The sequence below is a fragment of the Planctomycetia bacterium genome, assembly GCA_021413845.1.
Classification (GTDB): domain Bacteria; phylum Planctomycetota; class Planctomycetia; order Pirellulales; family PNKZ01; genus PNKZ01.
Genome location: JAIOPP010000069.1, coordinates 47,297 through 66,052, shown reverse-complemented (window position 1 = coordinate 66,052; position 18,756 = coordinate 47,297). Strand labels below are relative to the sequence as shown.

Below are 18,756 nucleotides of genomic sequence, written 5' to 3'. Positions count from 1 at the left end.
TTTTTCAAATCAGTTCGGCGATCTTCTCTTGGTCGTCGAGAACATAGCGTGGTCGGCCGGCGTGGTCGAGAAACGTCAATGTCGGGTCGATACCGAGGAAGTGATACAGCGTAGCCAGGATATTCTGCGGCGTATACGGTCGGGTCTTCGGACGTTCGCCGCGGGCGTCGGTCGCGCCGACGACTTGCCCCATCCGGAGGCCGCCGCCGAATAGAGCGAAACCGGCCGAGGGCCAGTGATCGCGGCCGGCGGTCTTGTTGATCCGCGGGGTCCGGCCCATTTCGCCGCACACGACCACGGCCACATCTTTATCTAAGCCCCGCTCGTGGAGGTCCGTTACGAGCGCGTGCAGCGAGCGATCGAGCAGCGGGAGGTTGTCGCGCTGGTAGGTGAAATGATCGCTGTGCGTATCCCAAACGCCGACGGCCAACGTCACCACGGGAACGCCTGCCTCGACGAGCCGGCGCGCTTGGAGAAACTTGCTCCCTTCCCAACAGCGGCGGCGATCGGGATCGTTTTTGCAGACGACGTCGCCGCCGTATTTGGCCTGCACTTCCGGAGGCTCGCGGCTGATGTCGAACGCTTCGCGCACTTGGCGCGAGCCGACCATGTCGAGCGCTCGCACTGTGAAGGCGTCGATGCCGGCCATCTCGCCCTGTGCGTCGATCTCGCGACGAAGCTTGTCTAGGCCCTGGAGCAGCGTCGAGCGATTCGCGAGGCGATCGCGCGTGATGCCGAGCGTCGGTTCCAGATTCTTAACGGCTCCCGCGCCGGGACCGGTGTAGTTGATTTGGCCGGCGACCATAGCGCCGGCTTCATACGGCACGAACGCTCGATAAGCCGAGCCGAGATACGACGGCTCTTCGTGCCCGACCAGAACGGGATGCGTCGGGAACTGCGCCATGCTGACGTACGGCGGCAACGGATTCCGCTTGTCCCGTTCGCTCCGGACGCGACTCACGATCGAGCCGAACGAGGGACGCGCCGCCGACTTCGGAAAGCCGCTGAAGACCAAGTGCAGATGGTGGCCGTCGTCGAGCGGCCATTGCACGCTCCGGACCAGCGCCAACTTATCGGCGATCCGAGCTTGGAGCGGCATCAGCTCCGAAATGTCGAAGCCGGGGACGTTCGTCTGGATCGGACGAAACTCGCCACGCAGCTCGGCCGGAGCTTCCGGCTTGAGGTCGTACATGTCGATGTGGCTCGGCCCGCCGTTCAGGCAGACCATGATCACCGACTTGCGCGAGACCGACTTGTGCGAGGATGTGCCGGCCGGCGTCCCTTGGGCGCGCAGCCGCAAGAGATCGGAAAGCGACAGCGCACCGCCGAGCGCGCCGACGCGGAGAAAGTCGCGCCGGCTTCGGCCGTCGCAAAAGCGTTGCCCTGAGCCCCAAACGGTCAGCATGGCGAAACCTGAGGGACTAGATTCAGCTCCACTCGCGGATCGGGCGGCCTTCGTTCAAGGCTACCGGGCGGCCGTCGGCGGTCGACATCATCGTGTCGGTCGGGATGCCGATCTTCGAGTAGATCGTGGCGGCGAGGTCTTCGGAGAAGTATTCGCCGTTGACGACGTAGCCCCCTTCTTCATCGGTGCGGCCGATGACCGAGCCGCCGGGGACGCCGGCGCCGGCCATGATCGCGAAGCCCGAGGTCGACCAATGGTCGCGACCGCTGGCCGAGTTGATCTTCGGCGTCCGGCCGAAGTCGTTGAGCCAGACGACGAGTGTCGTGTCGAGCAAGCCCCGTTGTTCCAAGTCGATCAAGAGTTCCGGCAACGCTTGGTCGACGGGCGGAATCAACTTGTTTTTCAAGCTCGTGAAGTTGTTCGCATGCGTGTCCCAGCCGCCATCGGTGACGGTGACGAAGCGGACGCCCGACTCGATCAACCGGCGGGCCAGCAGCATGCGCTGACCGAAAGCGGTTCGGCCGTAGCCGTCGCGAAGCTTGTCTTTCTCTTGGTCGATCTGGAAGGCCCGTTGCGTTTCGGGAGCCGTGATCATGTTGAGCGCGGCTTTGTAGTGTTCGTCGAGCGCGTCGTAAGCGGCGGGCTGAAGCTCGACTTGGCGTTGCAACGAGTCGATCGTGCCGAGCATCGAGCGGCGGCGCGAGATGCGCGGCATATCGACACCGGCCGGCGGAGTGATATCGCGCACGGTAAACGTCTTCACGCTCGGATCGGCCGGCATCTCGAACGCACCATGCTCCAAGCCGAGGAAGCCGGGCAAGCCGCCGCCGAAGCGACGATCGACTTCCGTGCCGAGTTGCACGAACGGAGGCATCGCCGTCTTAAAACCTTTGACGCTGCTCACGACCGAACCGTAGGTCGGGTACGCGACGGCCGGGTTGAACTTCTGGCCCGTCATCACATATTGATCGGCGGTGCCGTGCGAGCCGTTGCGCGGGTTCCAGCCCCGCAGCAAGCCGAAGCGCTTGGCTTCCTTCGCCATGCGAGGAACGATCTCGGTGAACTTCACGCCGGGGAGCGCCGTGTCGATCACGCCGAACTCGCCGCGCACGTTGGCTGCGGCCGTCGGCTTGGGGTCGAACGTGTCGTGATGGCTCACACCCCCGCGCGACCAGACGAGGATGACGTTGCAGTCTTTTGCGCTCTTGCCCGTCGACTTCGCCATGGCTTGGCGGGCGGCGAGAAGCCCGGGCAAAGAAAGGCCGAGTCCTGCGATCGAACCGACTTCCAGAAACGTGCGACGGTTCACTTGGCTACAGTCGCGCGAAATGCCCGTAGGGATATTCAGCATGGAAGCACTCCTTAAGTCGGCGAGAGATCGCGAATCGGGATGATTCGCCATCGGCAAGGCAGGATCAAACTTGGGGCGGGAGCAAACTCGAACGAGGCGGGACGCAGCAGTATACGCGCAGCACGAACAACACACCAATGCGGGACGAACGCTTGTTCGGCACACCGGCATGCTCAAGCGGCATTCTAAGCCTGCCGTAAGCGAGCATCAAGGTAATTTGATGCTTGCTGCATCCATTTCTATCGGCTCGACCGGCCGGGAGCGAGCAGCCTAATCTTGCCGGCAGTCCTAACTTTCTTGCCGACCGTTACTTGCGCAAAGCGACACGGCCCACGATTCAACCGCTTTATCCAATTAAATCTCTTGTGAATCGCGGCGGCGCTCGACCATAATAAGGCCCGGCTGATGTAATCGCTTTTTCCAAGCGGTTGCCCGGCCGCCCCGCCTCGTGCTGCTTCGGGTTCTCGCTTGCCTGCCGCAGCCATCCCGCCCGCCGCTCTTCCCGCCTTGGAGGCCGATGCCATGCTCGCCATGCGTCCCCACGATTTGCTTCGGGCCCTATCGCGATTCGCGCCGGCGATGCTCTGCGGCATCGCTGCGCTCTGCTTGGGGGATCGGCTTTCGTCGGCGGCACGTGCCGAATCGGCGTTCCAAGTTCGCCCGGCGTCGATCACGCTGCGCGGCAATTTCGATCGGGGGCAGTTGCTCGTTACGGAGCTCGGCCCGAAGGGGAACGTCGGCGAACATTCGGCCGACCTGACGCAAGCGGCGATCTATAAGTCGGAGAACGGGGCCGTCGTTTCGATCAGCAGCAGCGGGCAATTGCTCGCCAAGTCGAACGGCAAGGCGAAGATCTCGGTAACCGTCGGCCCGCGCACCGAGCAGGTCGAGGTGGAAGTCGTCGGGGTGTTGGAGAAGCCGGCGATCAGCTTCACGCGCGAAGTGACGCCGATCTTAAGTAAGACCGGCTGCAACTCCGCGTCGTGCCACGCCAGCCAACACGGCAAAGGGGGCTTCAAGCTCTCCGTGTTCGGCTACGCTCCGGATGAAGACTACCGCGCGATGGTGCGCGATTGGCAAGGGCGCCGCGTCGACTTAGTCGAACCGGAAAAGAGCTTGATCTTCATGAAGCCGCTGTTGCAAGTGCCGCACGGCGGGAACAAGCGGCTCGACAAAAGCTCGATCGAATACCAAACCCTCGCCGCTTGGCTCTCGGGAGGCGCGCCGGCGCCGAACTCGAAAGAAGCGAAAGTGACGGGCATCGCAGTGACGCCGGTAGCGCGCGTCGGGGCGCTGGGGTTCACGCAGCAGTTCCGAGTCGAAGCGACCTACTCCGACGGCGCGACGCGCGACGTCACGGCCCTGGCCAAATACGACAGCATGGACGAAGGGACCGCGAGCGTCGGCCCGACCGGCTTGGCGAAGGTGTTCGGCAAGGGGCAAGCGCCGATCGTCGTTCGCTTCGAGGGGCAAGCACAAGCAGTCGTCGTCACGGTGCCGTACGGCGACAAGACGGAGCTCAAGGGCTGGAAGAACAACAACTTCATCGACGAACTCGCTGCGACGAAGTTTCGCGAAGTCGGCATCGAACCGTCGGGCCTGTGCGACGACGCCACGTTCGTGCGCCGCGCCTATCTCGACGCGATCGGCTCGCTCCCGACCGTTGAACAAACGCAAGCCTTTCTCGCCGAGAAGTCTGCGAACAAGCGGGCCGAGCTGATCGACGCCTTGCTCGGCCTGACCGGCGATCCGACGAAAGACGTGCATAACAACGCGTATGCCGCGTATTGGAGCTTGAAGTGGGCCGATCTCATTCGCTCGTCGAGCGCGAACGTCGGCGAGCAAGGGATGTGGTCGTTGCACAACTGGATCCAAGATTCGTTTCGGCAGAACAAGCCGTACGACCGGTTCGTGCGCGAGCTCGTGCTGGCGAAAGGCTCGATCTACATGGATGGGCCGTCGAACTTCTACCGCATCGCGGCCAATCCGCCCGACATGGCCGAGACGACGGCGCAACTCTTCCTCGGCGTCCGGCTGCTCTGCGCGAAGTGCCATCATCATCCGATGGAGAAGTATGCCCAAGAAGACTACTACAGCTTCGCGGCGTTCTTTGCCCGAGTCGGCACGAAGAACAGCTCGGAGTTCGGGCTCTTCGGGCGCGAGCAAGTCGTGATGGTGAAGAACACCGGTGAGGTGAGCCATCCGAAGACCGGCAAGGTAATGAAGCCGACGCCGCTCGAAGGGGAGCCGGTTGCGGAAGCGCTCGACCGGCGGCAGCCGCTGGCCGATTGGCTCGTCTCGCCGAAGAACGAATACTTCGCGCGCAATCTCGTGAATCGCTACATGGGTTATCTGATGGGGCGCGGGCTCGTCGAACCGATCGACGATATGCGCGCCACGAACCCCTCGACGAATCGCCCGTTGCTCGACGCGCTCGCGCAAAACTTCATCTCTTCCGGCTTCGACATCAAGCAGCTGATGCGCACCGTGATGAACTCGCGGCTCTATCAACTCGATTCGCAGCCGACGCCGGCCAACGCCGCCGACGATCGCTTTTACAGCCACTACGAAGTGAAACGGATCGGAGCGGAGTCGCTGCTCGATTCGATCGACTACGTGACCGGCTCGCAGACGAAATTTAAGAACATGCCGCTCGGCACGAAAGCGATCGAGCTGCCCGACTCGAACTATCCGGACTACTTCCTGGCGACGTTCGGCAAGCCGCGGCGCGTGAGCGTGTGCGAATGCGAACGCGTGGCCGACGAGAACCTGGCGCAAGCCCTACACACGCTCAACGGCGACATCCTGGCGACGAAGATCAGCGACCAAAAAGGACGCCTCGCGAACATGCTCAAGGCGAAGAAGCCGTATGCCGAGATCATGGAAAATCTCTACCTAGCCGCACTCGCGCGCAAGCCGACCGAGAAAGAACTTTCAACACTCGAAAAGCTGCTGAAAGAGTCGAAGGATCCGACCATGTTCTACGAAGACGTGGTTTGGTCGCTATGCAATTCGAAGCAATTTCTGTTCGTGCATTAAGCCGTCGCGGCACTCTACCTGGAGCGAGATTCCGGAATGAAGCGTTTTATCTCGATCGTGCCGCTGTTGGTCATCATGTCGGTCGCCGTGTCGGTCGTGGCATCGGCGTCGCAAGTGCTCGCGCAGGCTTCGTATCCGATGCTGATGGACGTGCGGCCGTTGGCGGTGCAAGCCGGCAAGACGGCGGAGCATGTCGTCAGCGCGCGATACGATCTGTTCGGCACGTTCCAGGTGTTCGTGAACGGCGAAGGGGTGACGGGCGAAGCGGTGCCCGAGCCTGCACTCGTTGAGACGAAACCGGTCGAGACAAAGCCGGTCGTCGATCCCAAAATGCTTGCGAAAGACCCGAAGCCGGCGGAGGGAAAGCCTGCCGAAGTGAAAGCGGTCGTCGATGCGAAGTCGGCCGCCGCGGCGGAGAAGAAGCCCGAAGCCGCGAAGCCGGAGCCCGCCAAGAAGAAAGAACAGACGAAGCACAAGATCCGCTTCACGGCCGCGGCCGGTGCGCTGCCCGGCGTCCGCGAGTTTCGCCTAGTCACGCCGCAAGGGCTGTCGACGGTCGGGCAACTGATCGTCGTGCGCGATCCGGTCGTCGTCGAGTCGGGCACGAACAACACGCAAGCGACGGCGAATCCCGTCGTGCTCCCAGCCACCGTCTGCGGCGCGATCGAAGCGGCCGAAGACGTCGATATGTTCAAGTTCCACGTCGACGCCGGAAAGTCGTATGTGTTTCATGTGCGCTCGGCCCGCTATGAAGACAAGATTCACGATCTGCAAATCCACGTCGATCCGTTGATCGCGCTGAAGAACGAAGCCGGTGTCGTGTTGGCGGCGAACGACAACTTCTTCGCCGGCGATCCGCTGTTGCAATACACGTTTAAGAACGCCGGCGATTACTATCTCGAAGTCCGCGACGTGCGGTTTCAAGGGAACGAATACTGGCAATACTCCGTCGAGATTCACGATCGGCCGCTGGTCGTGACGACGGTTCCAGCCGTGTTGAAAGCGGGCACGAAGCAGTCGGTCGAGTTGATCGGAGTGCAGCTTCCGAGCGGCGCAAAAGGAGAACTCGAACTCCCGGCCGGAGCGGCAGACGGGCCGCAATGGGTGCGGCCTAAGCTCGCCGGCGTAGCGCTCGATCCCGTCCAAGTCATAGCGACCGCGCTCGCGCCGACGCTCGAAAACAACTATGAGAAGCCGACGTTCGCCGAAGCGCAAGACATCGCGGTGCCGGCCATGATCGCCGGGCGCATCGCGAAGCAAGGAGAGATCGACAACTTCGCGTTCGCCGCGAAGAAGGGGCAAGCGTTCACGTTCGAAGTGACGGCGCGCCGAGCGCAGTCGAGCTTAGACTCGATCATCGCGATCTACGACGAAAAAGGAACTCGACTCACGGAGAGCGACGACGGACAGATCCACAAGATGTCGTACTCCGATTCGATTCTCGAAAATTGGATCGCGCCGGCCGACGGCAAGTTCATCGTCGAAGTTCGCGACTTGCACTTGCGAGGAGGCGAAGCGTTTACCTACGGGCTGAACGTCTCGCGGGCCGAGCCCTACTTCACGCTCCATACCGATATGGACAAGGTGCTGATCGCCGGCGGCGTCGGGGCGCAGATGTTCGTGCGCGTCGTGCGGAAGAACGGCTTCCTCGGCGAGATCGAGCTCAAGGTCGAAGGCCTGCCCGCGGGAGTTCGCGCCGAGTGCGGCAAGATTCTCGCCTCGGGCCTCGATGGCTCGATCTTGTTTTACGCCGAGCCCGGCACGAAGCCGAAGGCCGCACCGCTGCGCATCCTCGGCACGGGCAAGCATGTACCGCTCCCCGTGAAAGGAGAACCGGTTGCCGCCAATGGGCCGGCGCTCACGGCCGTGGCGAGCCCTTGGCAAGAGACGTATATGCCGGGGGGCGGGCGAGGCCACTACCCGGTCGATACGTTGTTCGTCTCAGTGTGCAACCCGCTCGATGTCGTGAAGGTGACGGTCGAGCCGACCGAAGTGGTGCTCAAGCCGGGAGAGTCGAAGAAGCTCGAAATCGCGATCGAGCGCGGCGCCGGATTCGATAAGAACCTCACGCTCGACTTGATCTATCGCCATCTCGCGTCCCCCTTCGGCGATAGCTTGCCGAAGGGAGTGACCATCGACGAGAAGCAAAGCAAGATGCTGCTCACCGCGAAAGACACGAAGGGCTACATCACGCTTACGGCCGCGAAGGATGCACCGCCGGTCGAGAAGCAGCTCGTGCCGGTGATGGCGCAAGCGTCGATCAACTTCGTGATGAAGATGAGCTACTGCGGGGCGCCGCTCCGAGTGAGCGTGGTGGGAGAAGCCGCGAAGTAACCGCAGGGTCGCTTACAAGGCGGCCGCTTCCGAAGCGAGCGGGCGTTACGTCGCGACGGCTTGCTTCGCCCCTTCGGCGACCGCTGCGCCGGCCATCGCCGCGTAGGCCGCTTCGAGCAGCTCTTCGGTTTTTTCCCAGCCGAGGCAGGCGTCGGTGATCGAGACGCCGTACTTCAATTCATGCAGGTTCGCGCCGAGCTTTTGTTGCCCCTCGAAGAGATTGCTTTCGAGCATCATGCCGATGATGTTCGTGTTGCCCGCGGCTCGTTGCTCGAGCACGTTATGCCACACGGTCTCTTGCTTGCGATGGTCTTTGTCGCTGTTGGCGTGGCTGCAATCGACCATGATATTCGGCGCGAGGCCGGCCTTCGTCAGTCCGGTGAGGGCGTCGGCCATGGTTTGAGCGTCGTAGTTCGTGCCGGAGCGGCCGCCGCGGAGGATCAGATGCCCCAGCGGGTTGCCCGACGTGTTGACGATGCAGAGCCGGCCGGCGGCGTCGATCCCCAGGAAGCTGTGTTGCGCGCGGGCCGAATACATCGCGTCGATCGCGATCTGCAGGTTGCCGTCGGTCGCGTTCTTAAAGCCGACGGGCATCGACAAGCCGCTCGCCATCTGACGATGTGTTTGCGATTCCGTCGTCCGCGCGCCGATCGAGGCCCAAGCGACGAGATCGGCCGTGTATTGCGGCGTGATCGGATCGAGCATTTCCGTCGCGGCGGGCAGCCCCATCTCGTTGATCTCGAGCAGCAGCTTACGGGCACGACGCAGACCGGTGGGAATGTCGAACGTGCCGTCGAGATGCGGGTCGTTGATAAGCCCCTTCCAGCCGACCGTCGTGCGCGGCTTCTCGAAATAGACCCGCATCACGATGCAGAGCCGGTCGCGCAGCCGATCCGAGACGGCGCGGATCCGTTCGGCGTAAACCAACGCCGCTTTTTCATCGTGAATCGAGCAGGGTCCCACGACCAGCAGCAGCCGGCGATCTTCCCCGGTGAGAATCTTGCGCACGGCCTCGCGCCCCGCGATCACGGTTTCGACGGCCCGATCCGTCAGCGGATACTCGTCGATGAGCGTCTGCGGCGGGATGAGCGGAACGAGGCTGCGAATATGGACGTCGGACGTGCGCTGCATGGCGGTCGGCTTTCCAGCTGTCGGCAAGTTGCGGCAGACGCGCGGATGCGGAATCCAGTCGTCGAAGGTGCCGCTGATAAATCGGTCGATCTATTCGAGTGTAATCGCCGGTTCGCCGGCGAACTAGGGGCCTTGAACGAGGGAGCCCAGCGGGTGTGAACGGCGTTTTCGACGTCGTTGACGACGATTATTCATCCCCGCTCGCAATGCGAATTCCTTCCGGGGCGAGCGGCCGGTGTGAACCGGCCGTTTCTTCCAAGCTCTCGATCTCGACAAGCATCCCGTGCGAACTCCGGCCGACTCGCTAAACTGAGGAAGCGGCGAGCCAGCGAAACGGGTCCGGAATTCCATGTCGGCGCAACTTTATACGATCGGCCATTCGACGCATCCGATCGAGCGCTTCCTCGCGCTGCTCACCGAGCACGGCATCGAAGTCTTGGCCGATATCCGCCGCTTTCCCGGCTCGCGCAAGTATCCGCAATTCAATCAAGAGAATCTGCCCGACGCGCTGGCTCAGGCCGGCATCGAGTATCGCTGGTTCGAGGTGCTCGGCGGACGCCGGCGCAAGCCGATCGGCGGGCCGTCGGAAAACGTCGGCTTGCGCAACGAAAGCTTTCGCAACTATGCCGACTATATGGAGACCGCGGAGTTTCAGGCCGGCGCGCAACAACTACTCTCGATCGCAGAGCGCAAGCCGACCGCCTACATGTGCGCCGAAGGACTCTTTTGGCAGTGTCATCGCCGGCTCGTGAGCGACTATTTCTCGATGCTCGGCGAAACGGTGCAAAACATCATGCCGGCCGGCGATCTGCGACCGCATGTGCTCACCACCGGAGCGAGGGTCCGCAACGGGCGACTACGCTACCTCGCCCCGGGGCCCGACGAACCACGGTTGCTCTTCTAAGCGATTCCGGTGAATCGACCGCCGCACGGGCCGGAAGATTATTTTTATTCCGTGTAACATTCGCGGCCCGACGGCGCTTCGGATGAGCATTTCGTTAGCTTCACGCCGATCGTGATGCGCCACGATCAGCACCATCGCGCCAATCCTCAGTCCTCCGCACGAATTTGATTTTACTATTGGGTTCGTTCGACATAGAGTTGCACCGGAAGAGTTCAACGCCGTCGCTTCGACCATCGTTGGAACTCTCTGCGATCTATTTCACGTTGCATTTGCCATGCGATTTCGCTGTTGCTGCTGTACGAGCACTCACGCACGTCGGCACCATTCCCGCGATTTCTTAATAGGCAACTTCCGTGATCTACCGCATTTCGATTTCTCTCTTCGTGCTTCTCGGCCTGGGTGCGCTTCCGGCTAACGTCGGGCGTTCCGAGTTGCTCGTCTCTTCGACCGTGAGCGACGCACAAGCCGCTGCGGCCGTCCTCCGGCTCGCGATCGGCAAGCCGGAGATCTTCGTTCCGAAAACCGAGGCGCCGCTTACAGCCGACGACGTTCGCCGCATCGGCCGCGATGCCTATGTCTGGGGCTGGCCGCTCGTCTACGTCCACAACTGCCGCACGGCGATCGCCAAGGTGCCGAGTCCCGGCCGGAGCGGCGGCATGCCGGTGGCGCCGGTGAATCAGCTCTGCATGCTCACCGACTACATCGCGCCGACGCAGGCGCTTGTGCCGTGCCCGAACCAAGACGTGGTGTATGGCTACGGCGCGCTCGACCTCGCCGCGGAGCCGGTCGTGTTGCAGGTGCCCGACTTCGGCGATCGGTATTGGGTCTATCAACTCGGCGACCAGCGCACCGACGGCTTTGCCGAAGTCGGCAAGATGTACGACACGAAGCCGGGCCTGTACTTGATCGTCGGCCCGAACTGGCAAGGGGAAGTGCCGGCCGGCATCGTGCAGGTGTTTCGTTGCCCGACGCGCTACGGCTATGTGTTGCCGCGCGTGTTTCTCGACGACACGGCTGAAGATCGCCGCGCGATCTTGCCGCTCGTCGACGGCATCATGATGTATCCGCTGAGTTTGTTCGGCGGACAAGCGAAGACGTATGACTGGACCCGCGTCCGCTGGCTGCCGAAGATCGGGGCGGGTGCGGCGAAGGGAAGCCGACGGGTCGTGCCGGAGACTTTCTTCGACGTGCTCGGCGAAGTCTTGAACGACGTGCCCCCCCTTGCCGGCGAAGAGGCACGCTACGCCGAGTTGCGCCGGGTGCTGGAGTTGAGCGAACGCGATGCGAGCGTGAAGCAGCTGTTGCGCGAATCGGCCGTCGCCGCGGAGCGCGAGCAGCTCTCGAACTTATTCGAGTTTCGCAATTTCGGCACGAAGCTGCCGAGCCACTGGACGACGATCTCCAACGGCGCGGCCTTCGGCCGCGATTATCTGACGCGCGCCGCCGTGGCGAAGTCGAACGTGTTCGTCAATCGGAACAACGAAACGAAGTATTACTATCAGGACCTCGGCGCCGACGGCAGCCGGCTGAACGGCAGCCAGGGCTACAGCGTGACGTTTCCGGCCGATCGGCTGCCGGCGACGAAGGGCTTCTGGTCGCTGACGCTTTACGACGCGAACCACAACTTTCATCCGAACGATCTCGATCGTCATTCGCTCGGCACGAAGAACGAGCGGTTGCGCTACAACGCCGACGGCTCGCTGACGCTCTATATCCAAAGTTGGGCGCCGGCCGCGGATCGGCAAGCAAACTGGATTCCGGCACCCGAAGGGGCGTTCTCATTGTACTTGCGTGCCTACTGGCCGGGCCAAGCGATGCTCGACGGCAGCTGGACACCGCCGGCCGTCGTGCCGAACGACGATCGGCTGGCGGTGGGAGATTGATCGCTCGACGCGCTTGAAGCTGTGCTGGATTTCCGTGCCCCGTCGCTTTACCTTGGAGGAGCATTGCCCGACCCTGCACTCCTCTTTCAAGGCTCGACCATGATGCAGCGACGACGATTCCTACAGGCCCTGACCGCTGCGACGCTGCTCCCTGTCGTTGCTCCGCCGGCATGCGTCGTTGCGGCGGCCGAGCCTGCGGATCGCTATGCAGGCTTGAAGCGCGGCAAGTATCTGGGCGAATGGAAAAGCCTGGCCGCGCTCACCGGCCCGAAGATCTTTACCGAAGGGCCGTGCTGCGATCGGGCGGGAAACGTTTTCTTCACGAACGCCGAGCCCTCGCAGATCTGGAAGTGGGACGGCAGCAAGCTCAGTCTCTTTCGCGAAGATAAGTCCGGCGCGAACGGTTTGCTGTTCGATCGGGCGGGACGACTTGTTTCCTGCGAAGGGATCGCCGGCCGCGTGACGCGAACCGACATGGAAACCGGCAAGGTCGAAGTGCTCGTCGACCATTTCAACGGCCACGCGCTCGGCATGCCGAACGATCTCACGTTCGACGCGGCCGGTCGGATCTACTTCACGTCGCGCTTGCCGAACGCCGACGCCGCGACGGGCAACGTCAACTCCGTCTATCGGATCGACACGGATGGCAGCGTGCATCGGGTGTTGTCCTTGCCCGACATTCACATGCCGAACGGCATCGTCCTGTCGCCGGACGATAAGACGTTGTACTTGGTCGAGTCGCACTCGGCCGAGGATCGCAATCGCTGCATTCTGGCATACGATCTCGCGGCCGACGGGACGACGTCGAAACCGAGGAAGCTCATCGATTTCTATCCCGGTCGGAGCGGCGATGGGATGGCGATCGATCGTGAGGGAAATCTCTACATCGCCGCCGGGCTGCATAAGACCCGCAAGACGAGCGAAACTCTCGCGACCAAGCCGGGGATTCACGTCGTCTCGCCGACGGGCGAGTTGCTCGATTTCGTCGAGACACCGGAAGACACGCTCACGAACTGCCGCTTCGGCTCGCCCGACCTGAAGACGCTGTACATCACTTGCGGCAAGCAATTGCTGAGCCTGCGGACGCAGATCGCCGGGAAGAGCATGTATCGTCCCGAGCGGTAAGCTCAAGCCGGTTTCTAAAAAGCCGATTGCTCAAGAGCCGATCGCGTGTTGCCGATCGACCTGCATCGCCGGTGCCGGGCTCGCTTCCGTTTTGCTGCGTGCCGGAGCGTCGGCCTTCCAAGGGGAATAGCCACTCCTGCTGATCGTATCGTCGGAAAATATCCGATAGAGAATCCCGCGCCAGTGGATCTCGGTGGCGAAATGGCTCCGCGCCAACGCGAACAAGTAGACCGCTAGAGAAACCGGCAGAGATACGAATAGCTCGGCGAGCCGTGGCCCGCTCAGCGGAGGTGCCATGCGCCCTTGGTGCGTGAGAACATGACGTTGCATGGTCTGATGCAAACGCGCGAGCGAACTCACGACGGCGGCGCAGAACATGCCGGCCATGGCGAGCGGGAGCAACCATAAGAGCCGGGAATCGAAGAAGGCGAATCCGGCGAAGACGAGCGAAGCGACTGCCGCACCGCAGAGCGCGAGCGCTCCGAACACGATCGAAGTCCAGCACGGATAGAATAACCGCGACCAAGCGAGTTGCCGAAAGAGGTGCTGCTCGGCTCCTTCGAAGTCGATCGACTCAGGGTTCCACTGGATGAGTTGCGACGAAAAGTACATTTTCTTTCCAAAGCTCGGCAAGACCTCGAAGCAAGTTTGTTCTTCCGTCGGGGTCTGCGCGAAGGCAGAGAGAAAGCGATCGGAGCAGGCGATGTCGCGACGAAGCGCTAACGTGCCGCCCCAGGAGAAGCTTTGCAGCCACATCGTCGGGAGCGAAAACGCGGTAAAGACGAAGCGGCACCAAGCGGCGATGCCCCCTTCGCGCGGAAAGTACCAGCGGTTGCCGGTAACGCCGCCGACTTCCGGATCGGCAAACGGAGCGACGACATCGCGCAGCCAACGAGGATAAGGATCGGAATCTCCATCGACCATCACGACCACGCCGACCTCGGGCCCGACATCGCGTAGCACCTGATGGACCGAACTGCACTTCAACGTACACGACGGCAACGGCGCGCGCAAGTATTCGACGCGGAGAGGCGCATCGGCATGCGTCCGTTGCCAAGAACGGACGATGCGGTTCACTTCGTCGCCCGGATGGTCGACGACGATTCGAATCCGGTAGCGCGGGTAGTCTTGCTGCGCGAGGCCGTCGAGCGTTTCCCGCAACGATTCATCTCCGCCGCGCAGACTCATCACGACTAAGGCCTCGGGCCACTGATCTGCGGCGAAACCCTTCGGCGCATCGAGGCTTGTCGAGCGCTCGACATGGCGCCGAAACAACTCGAACAAAGCGATCGTGCCGACCGCGGCCACGAGCCAGAAAACCAAAGTCGTGAAGAAGAACGTATCCATAGCGATCAACGATTCGGAATGTTGCGGAAGACCTACGACGCCGGCAGGGCAATGAATTTGCAAATCGCGGACCACGGTTTCGTTTTTCGGCTGAAACCAAGCGGGATGGTCGTTTCCGCATCGCTTGTGCTACGCGTTTCGTTTTTACGGGCGAAATGAACGAAAACTCCGTAAATAACGGGCGTCTGGAGAACTTTTGCCGAGCCGTGCGATGGTCTAAAGTCCACCAACCCGAACGGCTCATCACCAGGATCGAAACGGGCCCGCGAGCGGTTTTGCGACGGCCGGGAGCAAGTTGCCGTTGAGGCCGATGCCGGCGGAAGGTACCTTTCTTCCGATCAGCGTCCGGATGCTCATTCACACCACCGAAGAAAGCGTTGCATGTTTAAAAAGATTCTCATTGCGTTCGTCGCGGTCATCGCCGTGTTTGCCATCGTCGTCGCGTTGCAGCCCGAGGATTTTCGGATCGAGCGCAAGGCGGTGGTGAATGCGCCGGGAGAGGTCGTGTTTGCGCAAGTGAACGACTTTCACAGTTGGCAAGCGTGGTCGCCGTGGGCGAAGCTCGATCCGAACTCGAAGACGACGTTCGAAGGGCCGGCCGCCGGAACCGGCGCGATCTTCCGTTGGGACGGCAACGACGAAGTCGGCCAGGGGAGCATGACCATCACCGAGAGCAAGCCGAACGAGTATCTCCGGATCAAGCTCGACTTTCTCAAGCCGTTCGAAGCAACCAACGACACGGAGTTCTTCTTCCGACCGCAAGGGGCGGGCACGGAAGTAGCGTGGGTGATGAGCGGCAAGAACAATTTTCTCGGTCGCGCGATGTGCATGGTGATGAACATGGACGCCATGCTCGGCGCGCAGTTCGAGAAAGGGTTGGCGCAGATGAAGGCGATCGCGGAAGCGCCACCCGCTCCGGCCAAAAGCCCCGCCGAGCCGAAACCGACGGCAACCGGTGAAGCCCCGCGAGCGCTCACGCCGGGCGAAGCGCTGAAGCTGGAAGAGAAGGCGAAGTAGAACGCCGCTTAACGGCCTGCGAAGACCGGCAAGACGCAATCGATCGCCAACGCCGGCTCGCCGACCCGTCCGACTTCGATCGCGACGAACTCGAAGCGGGGAGGCATCACGTCGCTACGAATCTTAAGACGAATCGATCCTCGGCCCGCGCGCATGGGAACGAGTTGCGTTTCTCGAGGGGCCGTGAGAACCCCGTTCACAGCGACGCGGATCCAAAGCTCTTTTGCATCGGCGAGCGATCCTTCGGCGACGAGCGTGATGTCGTCGGAGCCTTCATAAGGCCTTGTGCCGACGATCGCGGGCTCGAATCGTATCGCGTGCGGATTCCAATCGCGCCGGTGGTCGCCGCTCGGCGACAACGCATCGGCCGAGGCCGCGGCTTCGCGAGCCCAATCCAGTCGGGCCGCGAAATCGACCGGCGAATATTCCAGCGCGCCGCCGTGTTCGGCCAAGATCCAATCGGGCTTCAAGGCGATGATTCGTTCGAGCGTGTACACATAGCCGGCCGGCAGTCCTCGATTGTGGCCCGACCAACCGCCGCTGCCGGAATATTGATCGGCGCGATAGAAGTTGTCGCCGGTGAAGAGAACTTTGCGGCCGTCGATCTCGGCTTCGATCCCCATCGCGAAGTCGGTTTGGCCCGGCTGATGATGGATGCGCAGGCGATGCTCATGCCACGCGATCGTCTCGCCGTCCTTCAAGCGGCGCGCGATGCTTACCGGTCGCGGGTCGACGTACGGTGCCCGATACGTGTCGGGCCGTTCGATGACGTCGGCGATCCGATCGAGCGTCCAAACGGCGGGCAGCGTCCCGGGAGCGAAGTAGAAGACGCCGGTGTAGTGGTCGTTGTGGGCATGCGAGATCAACAGCGCTTCGACCGGGTGGAGGTTGTGGTCGCGCCGGAGTTCGACGATCCGATGCTGTAGCTCGCGATGATAGGGATCGACGAGCAGCGTCGGTCCGTCGCGGGAAGCGATCGCGTAAGTGTTGCCTGTGAGAAACAGGCTCGGCGAGAGCTTCGTCCAAGGTTTCGTGTTGCCGTCGGCATTGGCCGAGCCGACTTGTTCGGGGGCGAGAAACTTCGGCAACGGGACTGCGCGCCCTTGCTCGCGGAGAAACGTATCGTAGCCCTTCGCGATCGCGGCGCGGCGGACAGCTTGGGCCGTGGTCGCTAGTTGCGCGTCGATTCGTTCGCTGACCGGTTCCCCATGTTCGGGGCAGAGCAACGTCGGGCCGAGCGCGGCGATGCGGCGCAGCGATTCGGCCGCGGCGTTCAGGCCGTCGGCGTTTTGATGATGCCAATCGGTCGTGAACGGAGTCCAGAGTTTTCCCTCGCGCGAGAACGCATCGCCGCAGAAGACGATCCGGCCCGGCCGATCGTCATGCACGGCGAGATAAGACGTGTGATCCGGAGCGTGGCCGGGCGTGGCGACGACCGTAACGCTCCACTTGCCGCAGCGGACGACATCGCCGTCGGCGAGATCGAAGCGGACCCCTTCGACTCCGATCCCGGGCACGAAGTACTGCCACTTGCCCCAGCGGCGATGCGTGAGCGGCGGCGCGGGGATCGGCTCCGGGAGCGAGGCGCTCCAATGCCGCGCGACGCCGGCCGGCGAAAGCCACGGCTCCGAGAGTTTCGCTGCCCGAACGAGGCGCCGTTCGCCGACGAGCCGGGCGGCGGACGCCGTCGTGTCGCGATGAGCGTGCGTGAGGAGGATCGTATCCGCGCGGCACCGCAAGCGGGCTTCGAGCGCCGCGAGATCCAAGTCGGCAGGGGCTCCGACGACGAGCGCCTCCGCGCCGTCGACGAGCAGGTACGCCGCCGGTTGCGAGTCCTGATGCCACACTCCCGGCGCGAGTTCACGCCATGCGGCGTGCGTCTCGGCGCCTAGGAGAGCGACTAGCGCGGTAAGCGTACCGGCGAGGTTGATCACGATTGCCCGCACACGTTAGTAATCGGCGACGGAGCCGTCTTTGAGCTTCGAGCCGGGCCATTTATACGACTGCGGCTTCTTCGCTTCGGCTTCTAAGAATTTCTCGTCGACTTCGACGCCGAGGCCGGGCCCTTCGGGCAGGCCGATGTAGCCGTCGTCGTCGAGTTTGAAATTCATGCGGAGTATCTGTCCGCTTTGGAAACCGGGATTGTCGGGATAGAACTCGTGGATCAGGAAGAACGGAATCGACGAGACGACATGCAGGCTCGCCGCGGTGCCGAGGTAGTTGGCCGTGCAGTGAGGCGCGAGCGGAACGAAGTATGCTTCCGCCAGTACCGCGATCTTCTTCATCGAGGTGATGCCGCCGGTGTGGCAGCAGTCGGGCTGGAGGATGTCGATGCAGCGCTTCTCCAGATACGGGAGCATCTCGTAGATCGTCCGATCGCGCTCGCCGGTCGCGAGCGGAATCGAGATGTGTTCCTTCAACCGCTCGAAGACGGCGATGTTGCCCGGCACGGCCGGCTCTTCGATGAAGAGCAGGTTGTACGGTTCCATCGCTTTCGCGGCTTGGATGAGCGTGGCCGGAGGGACGGCGCAGTGGGCGTCGAACATGACCGCTCCGCTGGGGCCGACCGCTTCGCGCGCGCCGCGCACGTTGGAGACCATCCGTTCGATATCGGTCGGCACGGCGCTATGTTCGTAAGGTCCGTGCGGCGGCACCTTCTTGGCCTGCTTCGTGTGATAGACGCGGATCTTGTCGCGCGTCGGGCCGCCGAGCAGGCGATACACAGGGACGCCCCAGAGCTTGCCCGTGATGTCCCACAACGCCATGTCGATCGCGGCGAGGGTGTGGATGAGAAACGGCCCGCCCCGAATGTCGCGATGGCCGCGATAGATCTTCTGCCAAAGATGCTCGATGCGGGTCGGGTTCTCGCCGTCGAGATATTGAAACAGGGCCTCGGCGAGCGGCTTCGAGACGCGCGGATCGACTCCCTTCAAGTCTCCCCAGCCGACGACGCCGTGATTGGTCTCGATCTTGATGAAGACATGCGATCCGACCCAAGTGGCCTTGAGGGCCGTGATCTTGATCGTCGTGGTTCGATCGCCGACTTGCGTCGCCGGATTCGCTTCCTCGCCGACGACTTCTTCGATCAGCGCCTGACCGGCTGCGACGGCAGCGAGCGTCGTCAAGCAATCGCGACGTGTGAATGACATTGTTGTTGCTCCTCAGAAGGATCGATCATGCCGGGCTGCATGATAATCCAGGAGCGCAACGAATGCGAAAA

Annotated in this window: 12 protein-coding genes; 6 read left to right on the top strand and 6 right to left on the bottom strand. The window is 62.5% G+C overall.

The genetic code is table 11. From position 1 onward, the window contains the following. Positions 1–4 precede the first annotated feature (4 nt). A complete protein-coding gene (locus K8U03_12375) occupies positions 5–1,405 on the bottom strand; it encodes a DUF1501 domain-containing protein (GenBank protein MCE9605681.1) in 1,401 nt (466 codons plus the stop codon). A gap of 22 nt (positions 1,406–1,427) precedes the next feature. Next, a complete protein-coding gene (locus K8U03_12370; GenBank protein ID MCE9605680.1) occupies positions 1,428–2,756 on the bottom strand; it encodes a DUF1501 domain-containing protein in 1,329 nt (442 codons plus the stop codon). 579 nt (positions 2,757–3,335) lie between these two features. On the opposite strand from K8U03_12370, the gene K8U03_12365 reads away from it, so the two are divergent. Continuing rightward, positions 3,336–5,795: a DUF1553 domain-containing protein gene (locus K8U03_12365; GenBank protein MCE9605679.1), complete on the top strand. Its 2,460-nt coding sequence runs from the start codon at positions 3,336–3,338 to the stop codon at positions 5,793–5,795. A 36-nt stretch (positions 5,796–5,831) separates the two neighbouring features. Continuing rightward, on the top strand, positions 5,832–8,129 hold the full coding sequence (locus K8U03_12360; protein MCE9605678.1) for a hypothetical protein: 2,298 nt from the start codon (positions 5,832–5,834) through the stop codon (positions 8,127–8,129). A 45-nt stretch (positions 8,130–8,174) separates the two neighbouring features. Here the strand turns inward: K8U03_12360 and K8U03_12355 are convergent, their stop codons facing one another. Next, positions 8,175–9,260 carry a 3-deoxy-7-phosphoheptulonate synthase gene (locus tag K8U03_12355; protein MCE9605677.1) on the bottom strand — a complete coding sequence of 362 codons (1,086 nt, stop codon included), beginning with the start codon at positions 9,258–9,260 and terminating at the stop codon, positions 8,175–8,177. 349 nt (positions 9,261–9,609) lie between these two features. On the opposite strand from K8U03_12355, the gene K8U03_12350 reads away from it, so the two are divergent. From K8U03_12350 to K8U03_12340, 3 genes are all read left to right on the top strand, one after another. Further along, positions 9,610–10,164, top strand: a complete 555-nt coding sequence (locus K8U03_12350; GenBank protein ID MCE9605676.1) for a DUF488 domain-containing protein — start codon at positions 9,610–9,612, stop codon at positions 10,162–10,164. 353 nt (positions 10,165–10,517) lie between these two features. Beyond that, a complete protein-coding gene (locus tag K8U03_12345; protein ID MCE9605675.1) occupies positions 10,518–12,047 on the top strand; it encodes a DUF1254 domain-containing protein in 1,530 nt (509 codons plus the stop codon). A gap of 63 nt (positions 12,048–12,110) precedes the next feature. Beyond that, the gene (locus tag K8U03_12340) at positions 12,111–13,172 is read left to right on the top strand and encodes an SMP-30/gluconolactonase/LRE family protein (GenBank protein ID MCE9605674.1); all 1,062 of its coding nucleotides are present in this window, start codon (positions 12,111–12,113) and stop codon (positions 13,170–13,172) included. 30 nt (positions 13,173–13,202) lie between these two features. Here the strand turns inward: K8U03_12340 and K8U03_12335 are convergent, their stop codons facing one another. Then, on the bottom strand, positions 13,203–14,519 hold the full coding sequence (locus K8U03_12335) for a glycosyltransferase family 2 protein (GenBank protein ID MCE9605673.1): 1,317 nt from the start codon (positions 14,517–14,519) through the stop codon (positions 13,203–13,205). A 381-nt stretch (positions 14,520–14,900) separates the two neighbouring features. Here K8U03_12335 and K8U03_12330 point away from each other — a divergent pair, with 381 nt between their 5' ends. Beyond that, positions 14,901–15,536 (top strand): SRPBCC family protein, encoded by a 636-nt coding sequence (locus K8U03_12330; protein MCE9605672.1) that lies wholly within the window; start codon positions 14,901–14,903, stop codon positions 15,534–15,536. An 8-nt stretch (positions 15,537–15,544) separates the two neighbouring features. Here the strand turns inward: K8U03_12330 and K8U03_12325 are convergent, their stop codons facing one another. Together K8U03_12325 and K8U03_12320 are read right to left on the bottom strand one after the other, a co-directional pair. Continuing rightward, positions 15,545–17,470, bottom strand: coding sequence for an MBL fold metallo-hydrolase (locus K8U03_12325; GenBank protein MCE9605671.1), 1,926 nt, complete (start codon positions 17,468–17,470; stop codon positions 15,545–15,547). 15 nt (positions 17,471–17,485) lie between these two features. After that, positions 17,486–18,685 carry a mandelate racemase/muconate lactonizing enzyme family protein gene (locus K8U03_12320; protein MCE9605670.1) on the bottom strand — a complete coding sequence of 400 codons (1,200 nt, stop codon included), beginning with the start codon at positions 18,683–18,685 and terminating at the stop codon, positions 17,486–17,488. Between the last annotated feature and the right edge of the window lie 71 nt (positions 18,686–18,756).

Coding starts and splice junctions, on each gene's coding strand:
- K8U03_12375 (MCE9605681.1), bottom strand. CDS start 1,405: ATGCTGACCGTTTGGGGCTCAGGGCAACGCTTTTGCGACGGCCGAAGC.
- K8U03_12335 (MCE9605673.1), bottom strand. CDS start 14,519: ATGGATACGTTCTTCTTCACGACTTTGGTTTTCTGGCTCGTGGCCGCG.
- K8U03_12330 (MCE9605672.1), top strand. CDS start 14,901: ATGTTTAAAAAGATTCTCATTGCGTTCGTCGCGGTCATCGCCGTGTTT.
- K8U03_12365 (MCE9605679.1), top strand. CDS start 3,336: ATGCTCTGCGGCATCGCTGCGCTCTGCTTGGGGGATCGGCTTTCGTCG.
- K8U03_12360 (MCE9605678.1), top strand. CDS start 5,832: ATGAAGCGTTTTATCTCGATCGTGCCGCTGTTGGTCATCATGTCGGTC.
- K8U03_12370 (MCE9605680.1), bottom strand. CDS start 2,756: ATGCTGAATATCCCTACGGGCATTTCGCGCGACTGTAGCCAAGTGAAC.
- K8U03_12320 (MCE9605670.1), bottom strand. CDS start 18,685: ATGTCATTCACACGTCGCGATTGCTTGACGACGCTCGCTGCCGTCGCA.
- K8U03_12355 (MCE9605677.1), bottom strand. CDS start 9,260: ATGCAGCGCACGTCCGACGTCCATATTCGCAGCCTCGTTCCGCTCATC.
- K8U03_12350 (MCE9605676.1), top strand. CDS start 9,610: ATGTCGGCGCAACTTTATACGATCGGCCATTCGACGCATCCGATCGAG.